This window comes from Brevundimonas sp. TWP2-3-4b2 (genome assembly GCF_049897345.1).
GTDB lineage: Bacteria > Pseudomonadota > Alphaproteobacteria > Caulobacterales > Caulobacteraceae > Brevundimonas.
In genome coordinates this window covers 369,157-383,603 of sequence record NZ_JAFCWB010000001.1, presented here as the reverse complement: position 1 = coordinate 383,603, position 14,447 = coordinate 369,157, and the positions used below count along the sequence as shown (strand labels likewise).

The 14,447-nt window shown below is 67.9% G+C and carries 15 protein-coding genes; 8 read left to right on the top strand and 7 right to left on the bottom strand.

Features of this window, described 5'->3' with window-relative positions; all coding sequences use genetic code 11:
* Positions 1-16 precede the first annotated feature (16 nt).
* Positions 17-1,516 (bottom strand): phosphomannomutase/phosphoglucomutase, encoded by a 1,500-nt coding sequence (locus ACP7AS_RS01780; protein ID WP_426027107.1) that lies wholly within the window; start codon positions 1,514-1,516, stop codon positions 17-19.
* A gap of 171 nt (positions 1,517-1,687) precedes the next feature.
* Here ACP7AS_RS01780 and ACP7AS_RS01775 point away from each other — a divergent pair, with 171 nt between their 5' ends.
* The 3 genes from ACP7AS_RS01775 to ACP7AS_RS01765 all read left to right on the top strand — a co-directional run bounded on the left by ACP7AS_RS01775 (position 1,688) and on the right by ACP7AS_RS01765 (position 4,382).
* Complete coding sequence (locus ACP7AS_RS01775) at positions 1,688-2,413, top strand: 2,3-bisphosphoglycerate-dependent phosphoglycerate mutase (protein WP_426027106.1); 726 nt, start codon at positions 1,688-1,690, stop codon at positions 2,411-2,413.
* Complete coding sequence (gene ribD, locus ACP7AS_RS01770; protein WP_426027105.1) at positions 2,410-3,048, top strand: bifunctional diaminohydroxyphosphoribosylaminopyrimidine deaminase/5-amino-6-(5-phosphoribosylamino)uracil reductase RibD; 639 nt, start codon at positions 2,410-2,412, stop codon at positions 3,046-3,048. The genes ACP7AS_RS01775 and ribD overlap by 4 nt, the downstream gene beginning before the upstream one ends.
* A gap of 74 nt (positions 3,049-3,122) precedes the next feature.
* Positions 3,123-4,382 carry a pentapeptide repeat-containing protein gene (locus ACP7AS_RS01765; RefSeq protein ID WP_426027104.1) on the top strand — a complete coding sequence of 420 codons (1,260 nt, stop codon included), beginning with the start codon at positions 3,123-3,125 and terminating at the stop codon, positions 4,380-4,382.
* Between the two features lie 127 nt (positions 4,383-4,509).
* Here ACP7AS_RS01765 and ACP7AS_RS01760 read toward each other — a convergent pair whose 3' ends face one another.
* A complete protein-coding gene (locus tag ACP7AS_RS01760) occupies positions 4,510-4,977 on the bottom strand; it encodes an Hsp20 family protein (RefSeq protein ID WP_426027103.1) in 468 nt (155 codons plus the stop codon).
* Positions 4,978-5,256: 279 nt separating this feature from the next.
* Between ACP7AS_RS01760 and ACP7AS_RS01755 the strand changes: the two genes are divergently transcribed.
* The 3 genes from ACP7AS_RS01755 (at position 5,257) to ACP7AS_RS01745 (ending at position 8,133) form a co-directional block, all read left to right on the top strand.
* Entirely contained in the window at positions 5,257-6,084 is an 828-nt protein-coding gene (locus ACP7AS_RS01755; protein ID WP_426027102.1) for a class I SAM-dependent methyltransferase, read from the top strand.
* A 106-nt stretch (positions 6,085-6,190) separates the two neighbouring features.
* Positions 6,191-7,102 carry a class I SAM-dependent methyltransferase gene (locus ACP7AS_RS01750; protein ID WP_426027101.1) on the top strand — a complete coding sequence of 304 codons (912 nt, stop codon included), beginning with the start codon at positions 6,191-6,193 and terminating at the stop codon, positions 7,100-7,102.
* Positions 7,099-8,133: an alpha/beta fold hydrolase gene (locus ACP7AS_RS01745; protein WP_426027100.1), complete on the top strand. Its 1,035-nt coding sequence runs from the start codon at positions 7,099-7,101 to the stop codon at positions 8,131-8,133. Before ACP7AS_RS01750 ends, ACP7AS_RS01745 begins: the two co-directional genes overlap by 4 nt.
* 2 nt (positions 8,134-8,135) lie before the next feature.
* On the opposite strand, the gene ACP7AS_RS01740 is transcribed toward ACP7AS_RS01745, so the two are convergent.
* Positions 8,136-9,248, bottom strand: a complete 1,113-nt coding sequence (locus ACP7AS_RS01740) for an aldo/keto reductase (RefSeq protein ID WP_426027099.1) — start codon at positions 9,246-9,248, stop codon at positions 8,136-8,138.
* Between the two features lie 75 nt (positions 9,249-9,323).
* On the opposite strand from ACP7AS_RS01740, the gene ACP7AS_RS01735 reads away from it, so the two are divergent.
* Complete coding sequence (locus ACP7AS_RS01735; protein ID WP_426027098.1) at positions 9,324-9,974, top strand: TetR/AcrR family transcriptional regulator; 651 nt, start codon at positions 9,324-9,326, stop codon at positions 9,972-9,974.
* Here ACP7AS_RS01735 and hisN read toward each other — a convergent pair.
* Positions 9,971-10,756: a histidinol-phosphatase gene (gene hisN / locus ACP7AS_RS01730; RefSeq protein WP_426027491.1), complete on the bottom strand. Its 786-nt coding sequence runs from the start codon at positions 10,754-10,756 to the stop codon at positions 9,971-9,973. The two genes, ACP7AS_RS01735 and hisN, sit on opposite strands and share 4 nt — an antisense overlap.
* Before the next feature lie 44 nt (positions 10,757-10,800).
* Positions 10,801-11,178 carry a helix-turn-helix domain-containing protein gene (locus tag ACP7AS_RS01725; RefSeq protein ID WP_055827004.1) on the bottom strand — a complete coding sequence of 126 codons (378 nt, stop codon included), beginning with the start codon at positions 11,176-11,178 and terminating at the stop codon, positions 10,801-10,803.
* Between the two features lie 184 nt (positions 11,179-11,362).
* Here ACP7AS_RS01725 and ACP7AS_RS01720 point away from each other — a divergent pair, with 184 nt between their 5' ends.
* Positions 11,363-11,617, top strand: coding sequence for a GlsB/YeaQ/YmgE family stress response membrane protein (locus ACP7AS_RS01720; protein WP_426027097.1), 255 nt, complete (start codon positions 11,363-11,365; stop codon positions 11,615-11,617).
* Between the two features lie 72 nt (positions 11,618-11,689).
* Here ACP7AS_RS01720 and ACP7AS_RS01715 read toward each other — a convergent pair whose 3' ends face one another.
* Complete coding sequence (locus ACP7AS_RS01715; RefSeq protein WP_426027096.1) at positions 11,690-12,208, bottom strand: superoxide dismutase; 519 nt, start codon at positions 12,206-12,208, stop codon at positions 11,690-11,692.
* 280 nt (positions 12,209-12,488) lie between these two features.
* Entirely contained in the window at positions 12,489-14,321 is a 1,833-nt protein-coding gene (gene typA, locus ACP7AS_RS01710) for a translational GTPase TypA (protein ID WP_426027095.1), read from the bottom strand.
* Between the last annotated feature and the right edge of the window lie 126 nt (positions 14,322-14,447).

The window sequence follows — 14,447 nt, the reverse complement described above, 5'->3', positions numbered from 1 at the left end:
ACGGAACGCGGTCGCCTCAGATCTCCTGATTATACGCCCCGATCTCGGCGTATTTCGCCAGCCGGGGCTTCACCTCTTCGTGGAACAGGGCGCGCATGTCGTCGGCCGAGCGCATGCTCTCGACCACGACCACCAGCTCGGGCTTGTTGGACGAGGCGCGGACCAGAACCCATGACCCGTCCTCGAGGTGCACGCGCACGCCGTTGACGGTGATGGCCTCGACGATCCTGCGGCCGAGGATCGATCCGCCCGCGTCGGCGAGGGCCTGATATTCGGCCACGATCCGCTCGAGCACCTCGTATTTCAGCTCGTCGTCGCAATGCGGCGACATGGTCAGGCTGGTCCAGGCGTCGGGCAGGGCGGCCTTCAGCTCGCTGAGCTTCTTGCCGGGATTGCGATCGAGCATCGCCAGCACCGCGCCGGCGGCGACGATGCCGTCGTCATAGCCGTGGCCCAGGGGCGCGTTGAAGAAGAAATGGCCGGACTTCTCGAAGCCCGCCAAAGCGCCCAGTTCGGCGGTCTTGCGCTTGATGTAGCTGTGGCCGGTCTTCCAGTAGACGGTGGTCGCGCCATTGGCCTTGAGCACCGCGTCGGTCTTGTACAGGCCGGTCGATTTCACATCGACGACGAAGGTGGCGTTGGGGTGCAGGGCCGAGAGGTCACGGCCCAGCATCAATCCGATCTTGTCGGCGAAGATCTCCTCGCCCGTGTCGTCCACCACGCCGCAGCGGTCGCCGTCGCCGTCAAAGCCCAGGGCCAGGTCGGCACCGGTCTCGCGTACCCGGGCCGCCATCTGCATCAGCATGGCGTGGTCTTCGGGGTTCGGATTGTATTTGGGGAAATTGTAGTCGAGCTCGGTGTCCATCTCGATCACCTCGGCCCCCATCCGGCGCAGGGCCTCGGGGGCGAAGGCGCCGGCCGTGCCGTTGCCGCAGGCCGCCACGACCTTGAGCGGCCGGGTCAGTTTCACCTTCGAGACGATGTCGGCCAGATAGGCCTCGCGGAAGCCCTCGACCCGGGTCAGCGACCCGCCCTTGCGGCCCACGCCCTCGCCGTTCAGCACGATATCCTTCAGCCGCCCGATCTCGTCGGGGCCGAAGGTCAGGGGCGGCTGGGCTCCCATCTTGACGCCGGTCCAGCCGTTCTCGTTGTGGCTGGCGGTGACCATGGCCACGCACGGCGCGTCGAGCTCGAACTGGGCGAAATAGGCCGTCGGCGACAGCGCCAGGCCGATGTCCAGCACCTCCATCCCGCCTTCCATCAGGCCCAGGATCAGGGCCTGTTTCACCGACAGGGAATAGGAGCGGTAATCGTGACCCACCACGATCCGCGGCGTCTGGGCGATCTCGTGAACATAGGTGGCCAGGCCGAGCCCAAGGGCCTGGATGCCGAGCAGGTTGATCTCCTTCTCGAGAATCCAGCGCGCATCGTATTCGCGGAAGCCCGTCGGCTTCACCAGCGGCACGGTCTCATAGTCGGCCGTGTTGGGGCGAAGGTCCTGGCGGGGCTTGATCATGATCGGGTCCTGTTCAGAAGCGGGCCCGGTATAGCAGGCGGCCCTCCCGTCACAACAACGGGCCACAACAACGCGGGAACGACGCTTTCGGCACCACGTTGGGCAAGAACGGCAGAACCTTGACCGGTCCCGACCCCGGGCCTACCCAAGCCCGGACCTCCGGAGACCCGAATGCCCCGCCTGATCCTGCTGCGCCATGGCCAGAGCCAGTGGAACCTCGATAACCGCTTCACCGGCTGGGTCGACGTCGATCTCACGGCCGAGGGTGAGGCCCAGGCGCGGCGCGGCGGCGAACTGCTCGCCGGGGCGGGCTTCAAACCCGCCGTCATGTTCACCTCGGTGCTGAAGCGGGCGAAGCGCACGGGCGCGCTGGCGCTGGACTCCGCCGGGCTGAAGGATGTGCCGGTGGTCGAGGACTGGCGGCTGAACGAGCGCCACTACGGCGGTCTGACCGGGCTGGACAAGGCCGGCACAGCGGCCCTGCACGGCGAGGCCCAGGTCAAGATCTGGCGCCGGAGCTACGACATTCCGCCGCCTCCATTGGCCCCGGGCGGGGAATGGGATTTCGCGAACGATCCCCGCTACGCCGGCAAGACCATTCCCGATACCGAAAGCCTGAAGACCACGCTCGACCGGGTGCTGCCCTACTGGAACGAGGCCATCGCGCCGCGCTTGGGGGCCGGCGATGACGTGCTGATCGCCGCCCACGGCAATTCGCTGCGCGCCATCGTCAAACATCTGTTCGATGTGCCGGACCGTGCCATCGTCGATGTCGAGATTCCGACCGGAAATCCGCTCGAGGTCGACCTCGACGCGGACCTGCGCCCTGTGGCGGCGCGCTATCTGGACGAAGCCCGGGCCGCCGCCCTGCCGTCGCTGCCGGGAGCCGGCGCATGAGCACCGCGCAGCAGGCTTCGGACGACATCCGCTTTATGGGCCGGGCCATCGAGCTGGCCAAGGCGCGCATGGGCGAAACCTGGCCCAACCCCGCCGTCGGCTGCGTCATCGTCAAGGACGGTGAGGTGGTCTCCGAGGCCGCGACGGCCCCCGGTGGCCGGCCGCACGCCGAGGAACAGGCCGCGCCCGCCGCCGGCGACAGGGCACGTGGGGCCACGGCCTATGTCACCATGGAGCCGTGCGGTGCCCGGTCATCGGGCCGCACCTCCTGTTCGCACTTCCTGATTGACGCCGGCATCAGCCGGATCGTCGTCGCGGCCGTCGACCCGTCGCCCTTCGCCTCGGGCCGGGGCGTCGAGCGCCTGCTGAAGGCGGGGCTCGAGGTCGAAACCGGTCTGCTGGCCCAGGAGGCGGCGGTTCTCTACGAGGGCTATCTGCACCGGGTCGAGACGGGGCGGCCAATGGTTCGCATCAGCGAGGACGGGACCGGCTTCGACGCCCGCTTCGCCGCTTCGGCCAAGGCGGACCTGACGACCGAACTGCAGCGTCTGGGCGAGGCGGGCTATACGCGGGTCTGGGTCGGGCCCGGCGAACTGGCCGAGGCGCTGGCGGCGCAAGGGCTGCTGACGGTCTGACGGCGGACGGTTTGGGCCACGCCGTCGCCGGGCATTTCAGTCTTCCTTAAGCGCCGCCGTGCCATATCGGGACCATGTCGCCTGCCCCTACCGCTACTTCCGGTGCCAAAAGGCGCCTCGACCAGGCCGAGCTGGACGCGATCTGCGCCCGGCACGACCGTCTGTGGCAGGCCAAGCCGGGTGGGGCCCGTGCCGTCTTCGCCTGGATGGATCTGTCCGGCCTGACCCTGGCAGGCCGCAACCTGGCCGACGCAGACTTCTCCGCCGCCTCGCTGCACGGCACGGACATGACCGGGACGAGTCTCGACAACGCCACCTTCTTCGGCGCCGACATGCAGGACTGCATCCTGATCGACGCCAGCATGCGCCGCGCGGACCTGCGGGGGGCCTGCCTGCGGGGTGCCGACCTCAGCGGGGCCGATCTGTTCGAGGCCGACCTGCGCGAGGGCACCATGGCCGCCGCCGACGCCAAGCTGGGCTTCAAGGTGGTTGAGGCCAAGTCGCGCAAGGACACCCAGGCCCAGGGCGCCTGCTTGGCGGGGGCCAATCTGGAGCGGTCCAAGCTGACCGGAATCGTCGCTGTGTCGGCCGACTTTTCAGACGCCATCATGAAGGACTGCAAGATGGTCCGGGCCAATCTGAAACAGGCCAGCTTCCGCGGCGCGGATCTGGCCGGCGCTGATCTGTCGGGTGCAGACCTGTCGGGTGCCGACATGCGTGACGCCGTGCTGATCGGCGTGAAGATGGCCATGTGGCGGACCGACGGGGCCAATATGACCGGCTGCCTGACCGACGACCGCTCGTCCGGTGCCCCGGTCGGCAAGATGCCCGCGGCCGAGATGCTGGCCGAGCACGCCCAGTGGTGCGAGACGGGCGGCACCCAGGGCCGGCCCTCGGTCTTCGACGGCGTAGACCTGAGAGCCCTGCGATCCATCCACGGCTACAACCTGACCGCCCTGTCCGCCAAGGGCGCGGTCTTTTACGGCCTGGACATGGAGGGGGTGCAGCTCCAGGGCGCGCACCTCGAGGGCGCGGACCTGCGTTCGGTCAATCTGAAGGGTGCCGATCTGCGTGGCGCACGGCTGGCCGGGGCGCGGCTGAACGGGTCGGACCTGCGCGGGGCCAAGCTGGGGCCGCTGTTGATCGCGGCCGACCGGCTGCTGCCCGCGGACCTGACCGGCACGATCCTGCGCGGTGCAGACCTGTCGGGGGCGGACCTGAACCGCGCCGTGCTCGTCGGAGCTGATCTCAGCCGTGCCCTGCTGCACGGCGCGATCCTGACCCAGGCCGACCTGGCCGACGCCAATGTTCACGGGGCGCGTGGGTTGCCCTAGCCGACGTCCGCACCGGTGCCCCGGGGTCCACACCCCGAAACAGGCCGCGGATGACGGGGCCAACAAGCCGCCGACAAAAAAGGGCGGCCCTTGCGAGCCGCCCTCCTCATTCAGCCGGCGTGGCGGCTCAGGCCGCCTTGGCCTTCTTGCCCTCGATCAGGCGTTTGCCCGAGCCGATCTCGATCCGGCGGGGCTTCAGCGCTTCCGGCAGTTCGCGGTTCAGTTCGATGGACAGCAGGCCGTCGGCAAGGTCGGCGCCCTTGACCACGACATAGTCGGCCAGCTGGAACCGGCGCTCGAAATCGCGCTCGGCGAGGCCACGATGCAGATAGGTCCGCTCTGTGCCCGCTTCATCGTTGGCGGTCTTGCGACCGGTCACGGTCAGCAGGTTTTCCTTGACCTCGAGGGTCAGTTCGTCGGGCTTGAAGCCGGCGACCGCGATCTCGATGCGATAGGCATTCTCGCCCGTCGTCTCGATGTTGTAGGGCGGCCAGCCGTTCTCCTGGCTGGTGCGCGCGGCGGTTTCGAGCAGGCCGGCCAGACGGTCGAAACCGACGGCAGAGCGGTAGAGCGGGGTGAAATCATAGGTACGCATGGGTCATCCTCCTGAGGATCAGCAAGGTTGAACCGCCCCCAAAACCCCGACTTGGGGTTTTGCCCGGGACGGCGGTGGAAGGTCAGCCCCGACGGCCCGAAATCGGCCCCGTCCGGGCTGGAGGCCCCGAAATCGGCGGCCTCGTTTCCGATGTGGGGAGCCTGGACCCCGCGTCAAGACCGCGCCCATCTGTCGCCCCGGCGGTGTCGAGGCTTGCCCCTGAACGCAGAGGCCGTAGGGTTCACCGACATTCCCGCCATCCCTCGTGGAGAGACCCTCATGCGCCTGCTCGCCCTTGTCATGACGACCGCCCTTGCCCTGCCCGCGATCGCCGCGGCCCAGGCCCTGCCCGCGCTGCCGGCCCTGAACGAGACGGCGGCCCAGCGCACCGTTCGCCGCGCCGCCATGACTCCGCCGGTGCTGCAGGAGGACGCCGCGCTTCAGGCCGCCATCGGATCCGACGCCCGTCCTGCCGCCGACATCGCCCGCGACGGCGCGCGCCATCCGTTCGAGACCCTGACCTTCTGGGGCCTGACGCCGGGATCGACTGTCGTCGAAATCCAGCCCGGTGCCGGCGGCTGGTGGAGCGCCATCCTGCGTCCCTATGCGGAGGCCACCGGTGGAACCTATGTGGCCGTCAACCGCCCGCAGGACGGTATGGGCATCGCCGACGGCACGGCCGACATGGTCGTGGTCGCCCGCGCCTTCCACAACTGGCACCGTGGCGGCCGGACCGATGCCTTTCTGGCGTCCTTCTTCAAGGCGCTGAAGCCCGGCGGCATCCTCGCCGTCGAGCAGCACCGCAGTGCCGAGGGTCTGAACGCGGATGTGACAGCCCCCACCGGCTATGTCTCCGAGAGCTTCGTCATTCACGCCGCCCAGGCGGCGGGTTTCGTGCTCGAGGGCCGCAGCGAGCTGAACGCCAACCCCAAGGATGATCACGACCACCCCTATGGCGTCTGGACCCTGCCGCCGACCCGTGTGTCCGCGCCGCGCCAGAACGTGGCCACCGACCGCCCCACGCCCCTGACGGAGGCTGAACGGGCCGAGTACGATGCCATCGGCGAAAGCGACCGCATGACCCTGCGTTTCCGCAAGCCAGCCTGACACAGCGCGATACCGCGAACCGTTTTGACGGGGTCGGGGAACACGGTTAAGGCCTGCGGGCCGGGGCGGCTTCTGATCGGACAGGGCCGGCCTGCGGGGAGCGCGAATGGCTGAATTCAGAGAAAGCCGTCGAGGGTCGCTGTCGCGCCGGAATCTGCTTTCCGGTGTCGCCTGCGTCGCTGTCGGCGGTCTCGCAGCCTGCGGCCGCAAGGAAAAGACCGCCGAACCGCCTCCCACACCCGACGGTCCCCCCAAGGGGACCCTGGAATGGGCGGTCGCCGGTCCCTGGCGCGCCCAGGACAAGGCGCGCGACGCGGCCCGCCATCCGATGGAAACCCTGCGCTTCTTCGGCCTGCAGCCGCGCATGACGGTGGTTGAGTTCTGGCCCGGCAGCGGCTGGTATACCGAAATCCTCGCCCCCTATCTGGCCGAGGGTGCGGGCAAATACGTCGCCGCCGGGTTCCAGACCGGCCCGGGGGCTGACCCGTCGCAGGTCGCCCTTATGGCCGCCTTCCAGCAGCGGTTCACGACCGACAAACGACTGTACGGCGAGATCGAGCTCAGCGCCTTCGGTCCGACCTCGGGCCCCGTCACGGCACCGGGCACGGCGGACATGGCCCTGTTCATGCGCAACATCCAGGCGTGGATGGCCGCCGGTATCGCGGAAAAGGCCTTCGCCGACGCATGGGCCGCGCTGCGTCCGGGCGGAATCCTGGGCGTCGAACAGCACCGCCTCGGTCCCGAGGAAGATCAGGACCCCGCCGCGGCGAACGGATACGTCCAGGAAGCGTTCGTGAAACAGCTCGCGGCAGAAGCGGGCTTCGCCTTCGTCGCCGCTTCGGAAATCAACGCGAATGAAAGGGATACGAAGGATCATCCGTTCGGGGTCGAGACCCTGCCGCCGATGTCCTTGACCGCCGAGCGCGGCTCGGCGCCGAACCCGGCCTTCGACCGGTCGAAGTATGACCGGATCGGAGAGAGTGACCGCATGACCTTGAGATTCAGGAAGCCAGAGTGAACCGAGCCGCAGCCTATGCCGCCAACGCGCCCCTGATGGGGGTTCCGGGTGCCTCGGCCCCCCCGGGCGGGACGGGCGAATGGTTCCGGGGGGCCGGAGGCCTGCGCCTGCGCGCCGCCTTCTGGACCCCGTCCACGCTGGTCGCGAAGAAGCCGCGCGGCACGGTCATCGTCAGCCCGGGCCGTACCGAGCCGATCGAGAAATATTTCGAGGTCATCGGCAATTTCCTCGCCCGCGGCTGGTGCGTTCTGGCTCACGACTGGCGCGGTCAGGGCCTGTCCGCCCGTCTGCTGCCGGATCGCCTCAAGGGCCACGCCCGCGCGGTCGAGGAATTTCTCGATGACTATGCCCGCCTGCTCGACACCTGGGAGGCCCGCGCGCCCAAGCCGTGGGTCATGGTCGGCCATTCGATGGGCGGGGTTCTCAATCTGATGACGCTGGAGGGCGGCGAAAGCCGGTTTTCCGGCGCGGTCCTGACCAGTCCCATGTTGCGTATCAAGACCGGCAAACGGTCGATGTGGTCGGTCAAACTGGCCGTCCGCTGGAACCTGCGGCACGGCAAGGCGGGCGACTATGTGCTGGACGACGCCGATGATCCGTTCGACCACACCTTCGAAAAGGACGCCCTGACGACGGACGAAAGCCGTTACGAGCAGTGGCGGCAACAGCTGTTCGCTTGCCCCCACCTGGCCGTCGGTGGCCCGACCTGGGGCTGGCTGGCCGTGGGCCTTGACGCCGGTGAACGCGCGCTCAAGCCCAAGGCCCTGAAGGCGGTGCAGATTCCTGTCGCCATCGTTCAGTCGAGCGAGGACGACCGTGTCTGGAAACAGACCAGCAAATGGGCCGCCAAACGGCTGGGCCGTGGGCGCTACGTCGAGGTCGCGGGTGCCAAGCACGAAATCATCATGGAAACCGACGCACTGCGCGGTGTTTTCCTCAAAGAGTTCGACGCCATGGCCGCCTATGTCTCGCCCATTGAGGACCTGTCTCCGTTGCCGGGTGACCGGACGGACAGCACCGCTGTCGCCTGACGTCAGTCGGCCCACCCGCGCACGGACCCGCCGCCGAATACGACCTGACGCCGCATGCCCGGTCGCGACAGGCTGTAGATCAAGCGGGGCTCAACCGCGCTGACGGCGTCGAGGGCCGCGCGATGGGCCGGTGACAGAACGACCTTCAGGGACGCGACATTGTCCGCCACCTGTTCAACCCGGCTCACGCTCATCAGCGTCGATGTGACTCCCGGTCGCCCGTTGACCCAGGCCAGTGCGATCCGGGCCGGGCTTTCCCCGGCCTCTTTCGCGATCTGGCGCAGCGTGTCGACGATGGTCCAGTTCCGGTCGGTAAACAGGCTGTCGCCAAACGGATTGCTGCCGTCCAGTCGCTTGTCGTCTGCCGGACGGGCCGCGCCGGTCGCCGCCGCGTCGCGGGGCAGGCCGCCGGCCCGCGGAGCCGATGCCTCGACGGTCGCCCGGTCGTACCTGCCCGCCAGAAGTCCGTAGGCCAGCGGGCTCCACGGCAGCACGCCCATGCCGAACGCCGCCGCCAGAGGCAGGTGTTCGTCCTCGATGTCGCGGTTCACCAGCGAATAGAAGAATTGCAGGGCGATCGGTCCGGGCTGCCCTCTGACGGCCGCCAGCGTCGCCAGTTTCGCGATGTACCAGGCCGGCGCGTTCGACATCCCCCAGTACCGCACCCGGCCGCTGCGGATCAGCTGGGTCATCGTCTCCAGCAGTTCCTCAGCCGGAGTGACGCCGTCCCAGACGTGGATCCAGTACAGATCGACATAGTCCGTACCGAGCCGCCGCATCGACCCCTCCAGCGACGCGTTCACATGCACGGCACCGTTGCCTCCGGACAAGGCAGCCTCGCCGGTGGCAAAGCCTGATTTGGTGGCCAGCACCAGGCGTTGGCGCAGGTTGCGCCCGGCCATGAAGCTGCCGATCATCTCCTCACTGCGCCCACCGGAATAGACATCCGCGGTATCGATGAAATTGCCGCCCGCCTCGACATACGCGTCGAACACGGCGCGTGAGGCCTCCCCGTCCATGCCCCACCGGGCCGTGCCGAAGGTCATGGTGCCGAGGCAAAGTGGGCTCACGGCCAGACCCGACCGGCCCAGCGTGCGATAGTCGGAGAGGGGCATACGATTTCCTAGTGAATGCTATGAAATCAATATCCGACCTTGTGTGTCCGGGTCAATCATTTCATACTGATCGCTATGGAAGTTCTCGCGGAACAGCGTCCCCGCCGGTCTGGCCGGCCCCTGTCGTTTGATCGCGACGCCGTGCTCCACACGGCCATGCTGATGTTCTGGCGGCACGGCTACGAAACCACGTCGCTGAGTGATCTGACCGCCGCCATGGGTGTGACGCCGCCCAGCATCTATGCCGCCTTTGGCGACAAGAAGCGGTTGTTCCTCGAGGCCGTGTCGCTCTATCTCTCCGGGCCCTCGTCGCCTTGGGCCATCATCGAAGGCGGGGCCACCGCGCGCGAGTCCGCATGGGCCCTCCTGGCCGGTGCCGTGGACGCCTTCACCGGGCAGGACACGCCCGCCGGCTGCATGCTGGCCACCTCTGCGATCAGCGGCTCGGCCTCTGCGGCGGATGTGCAGCAGGAATTGTCGGACATCCGGAACGGTGTCGAGGCCGCGCTGAAGGCCCGGATCATCACGGGCATGGAAGCCGGCGAGCTGGCCGGGGATACGGACGCCGAAGCCCTGGCCGGACACGTCACCGCGGTTATCCAGGGTATGTCGACCCTCGCGCGCGACGGCGCCGACCGGGAGAAATTGCTGCGCGTCGCCACCATGGCCATGCGGGCCTGGCCCTCGGTCGCCGCGGACGGGCCGCGCCTGCCCTTCGTCGGCTAGAGCGCCGCGCGCCTCAGCGTCACCAGGGCCTGTTCGCGGATGCCGATGTCGCCGACGGCGAGGATCTGGCCGGTTCCGTCCGGCGTCTCGCCGCGCCAGTTGCTGACCGCGCCGCCGGCCGCCTCGATGACCGGAACCAGGGCCGACCAGTCCCAGAGCTTCAGGCCGCTTTCGGCAACCAGATCGATCCGCCCGGCCGCCAGCATGGCGTAGGCGTAGCCGTCGCAACCCAGCCGGGCCAGACGGGCGGCGGCCCGGACCTGGGTCCAGGCACCGAGCTCCGCGCCGGTGAAGAGGTCGGGATCGGTCGTGGCGATCAGGGCGTCGTTCAGGCGCGGGCAGGACCGCACCGACAGCGTCGTTTCCGCGTCGCCGCGCAGCAGTCGCGCCCCCGACGGCCCCCCGACGAAGATTTCATCCAGATAGGGCTGGCCGATCACGCCGACGGAGGGCCGGCCTTCGGTGCTGAGGGCGATCAGATTGGTCCAGACGGGCAGGCCGGCGATGAAGGCCCGGGTGCCGTCGATCGGATCGAGAATCCAGACGTGCTCTGCGTCAGGCCGGTCCTCGCCATACTCTTCGCCGATCACGCCGTGGTCGGGATAGCGGGCCGCGATCAGCCGGCGAAGCGCGGCCTCGGCCTCCTGATCGGCCTGGGTGACGGGGTCGAACGCGCCCGGGCCGCCCTTGTCGGACTGCGCATAGTCGCCCCGGAAATAGGGCAGTGACACCCGCGCGGCCTCATGGGCCAGCTCGACGGCGAACAGTTCAAACTCGGTCATGACAGGCGGAATACCCACGCCCCGCCGTCATGTCACCGGATGATTCAGGCCGCGTCGGCCTCGACGTGCAGCGACTTGGCCAGGTCCAGCAGGCGCCGGCGCGGTTTTTCGTCGAGCTGGTAATAGGCCTGGATCAGGTCGAGCGTTTCCTTGCGGGAAAACATCTCGCCGCCCTGGTTGGCGACCTCGCGGCGCTCGATGGCTTCTTCCAGCCCGTCATAGAAATAGCTGACCGGCGATTCCAGCGCCTCGGACAGCTGCCACAGACGGGCGGCCGAGATTCGGTTCGCACCGCATTCGTATTTCTGGATCTGCTGGAAGCGGATGCCGACCTGATTGGCCAGCTGTTGTTGCGTCAGACCGAGCAGGCGCCGGCGACGGCGCAGGCGGCGGCCCAAGTGCAGGTCGATATCGGTGGCCATGGCCCATTTCCCCTTTTGGCAGGCTGTCCCGAAGCGGGACGGCGCACCATCGACGCGGCAAACACCGTGCCGCGCTCGCGTGACGGGAGAATGTCGGTGAGCCGTGTTCTGCGGGACCTCCGGCAACCGTTACGGTTCACGCGCATTAAGGCGACAGAGCAATCAGCTTGGAAGGAGATTACACATGGGCCTAGGTATCATTGGCTGGATCGTCATCGGCATCGTCGCCGGCTGGCTGGCTGAAAAGGTCATGGGCCGCAGTCACGGCCTGCTGACGAACCTGATCGTCGGCGTCGTCGGCGCCCTGCTGGGCGGTTTCATCGCCGGCAGCCTGCTGAACATTCCCGTCGGCGGATTCAACCTGGTTACGCTGCTGGTGGCCTTCCTCGGTGCCTGCCTGCTGCTGTTTCTGGTGGGTCTGGTCAAGCGTCGCGGCTAAACGCGTCGCTATCTGAAACGACAAAGGGCGGCTCCGCGCGGAGCCGCCCTTTTTCTATGCCGCGACAACGCCTCAGGCGTTGGGCTTGTCCGGGGTTTTTTCGGCGTCGGGAGCCGGGGTCACGGGCGTGGCTTCAGTCGAGCCGGGCTCGGTCGGCATGGTCGCCTCAGACCGCACTGCCGATTCTTCAGCCGGGGCCGCAGTTTCCGAGGCCGGGGTGGCGTCCGCCTCGATCGCCGCAGCTGCGGAAAACTGGGCGCTGGTCCAGCCCACGGCCACACCGGCACCGTCCTGGCGCACGCCGCCTGAGACCGGAATGCCGCGCAGCGCGCCGTCGGTGCCACGAACGGTCAGTTCCTGGCCGCTCTCTGTGTTGCGGGCCCCTTCGAGCCTGCCCAGCACCGCACCGTCGGCACCCTTGACGTCGGAGCCGGGCTGAAGCGTCAGGTTCTGGGTCGCCGGCGCGGCGGTCGGGGCTTCCGCGGTCGCGGCGACCGGCGGGGTTTGCGGGGCCATCGCGTCCTGGGCGAACGCGGGAGCGGTCATGAGGAACAGGCCGGCGACGCCGGTAAGAAGCGCTGTCTTTCGCATGATGTCTGCCTTGTCAAAACGAGCGGGGAGGCGCTCGCACCGATTGGCTAACACGGCCGATGACGCTTTGTTTCGACCGCCCCGAAATGACCTCTGGCTTGCCCTGATTGGCCGATTCCGGGTCTGACCGGGCCATGGTTGGGGCAGGATGGGCGGCCCTGGCGCTGCTGGACGTCGCCCGGCTGACCAGCGGCGGATGGCCCGCCATGCCGGGGCTCAACGGAAAAGGGGCGGACCAACCGGCCCGCCCCTCTGGAATTCCGGTCCTCGCGGACGGCGGCTAGACGTCCTCGCGGACGCGCTTCTTGCGGAAGGAGGGGTTCAGCACGGCCTTGCGCAGGCGGATCGACTTGGGCGTGACCTCGACCAGTTCGTCTTCCTCGATATAGGCGATGGCCTGTTCCAGCGACGGACGGCGCGGCGGGGTCAGGCGCACGGCCTCATCCTTGCCCGAGGCGCGGATGTTGTTCAGCGCCTTGGCCTTCATCGGATTGACGTCCAGGTCGTCCCAACGGGCGTTCTCGCCGATGATCATGCCCTGGTAGGTCTTCTCGCCGCCGCCCACGAACATGATGCCGCGGTCCTCGAGGTTCCACAGGGCGAAGGCGGCGGTCTCGCCGTCGCCGTTCGAGACCAGCACGCCCTTCAGGCGGCCCTCGATGGCACCCTTGTGCGGCTCATAGTGGCTGAACACGCGGTTCAGCACGCCCGAACCGCGCGTGTCGGTCAGGAACTCGCCCTGGTAGCCGATCAGCGAACGCGACGGTGACTTCAGCGTCAGACGCGTCTTGCCGGCACCCGACGGGCCCATGTCCTTCAGCTCGGCCTTGCGGGCCGACAGCTTCTCGATGACCACGCCGGTGTATTCATCGTCGACGTCGATGACGACGTCCTCGATCGGCTCCATCCGCTCGCCGTTCTCGCCGGTCTGATAGACCACGCGGGGACGCGAGATCGACAGCTCGAAGCCTTCGCGGCGCATGTTCTCGATCAGCACGCCCAGCTGCAGTTCGCCGCGGCCGGCCACCTCGAAGGCGTCCTTGCCGCCGGTCTCGGTGACGCGGATGGCGACGTTGGCCTCGGCCTCTTTCAGCAGGCGGTCGCGGATGACCCGCGACTGGACCTTGTCGCCTTCGCGACCGGCCAGCGGGCTGTCGTTGACCGAGACGGTCATGGAGATGGTGGGCGGATCGATGGGCTGGGCCGGCAGGGCCTCGGTGACTTCCAGGGCGCACAGGGTGTCGGCCACCGTGGCCTTGGACATGCCGGCGATGGCGACGATGTCGCCCGCCTCGGCCTCGTCCACCGGCTGGCGCTTCAGGCCGCGGAAGGCCAGAACCTTGGTGATCCGGCCCTGTTCGATGGTCTTGCCGTCGCGCGACAGGGCCTTGATCGACATGCCCGGGACGGCCTTGCCGCTTTCGATACGGCCGGTCAGCAGGCGGCCGAGGAAGGGATCGCTCTCGATCAGCACGTTCAGGATCTGGAACGGCTTGTCCTTGTTCTCGACGACCTTGGGCTCGGGCACGTGTTTGACGATCAGCTCAAACAACGCGTTCAGATTGTCGCTGGGCTGGTTCAGATCCATCGTCGCCCAGCCGGACCGGCCCGAGGCGTAGATGTGGGGGAAGTCCAGCTGCTCGTCCGTCGCGCCGATGGCGGCGAACAGGTCGAAGGCGGCGTTGTGAACCTTGTCCGGATCGGCGTGGGGCCGATCGACCTTGTTGATGCAGAGGATCGGCTTCAGGCCCATCTTCAGCGCCTTGGTCAGCACGAATTTGGTCTGGGGCATGACGCCCTCTTCGGCGTCGACCAGCAGGACGCAGCCGTCGACCATGCCCAGGATGCGCTCGACCTCGCCGCCGAAGTCGGCGTGGCCCGGGGTGTCGATGATGTTGATCCGGGTGTCGCCGGTCTCGCCGTGCCAGAGCACCGAGGTGCATTTGGCCAGGATGGTGATGCCGCGTTCTTTTTCCTGGTCGTTGGAGTCCATCGCCCGCTCGGACTGGGCCTCATTGGCTCGGAACACGCCCGACTGGGCCAGAAGCTGGTCCACCAGCGTGGTCTTGCCGTGGTCGACGTGGGCGATAATGGCGACGTTGCGCAGATTCATTTGACTATCAGACGTGCAAGGCGGCCGGACGAGAGCGGACCGCTGGATTTTGGCGACGGTGCGGGGAGCGCGCGCCTCTTACAGGGACACACGCGGAAACGCCAGTGCGTGTCGAACACGCACTGG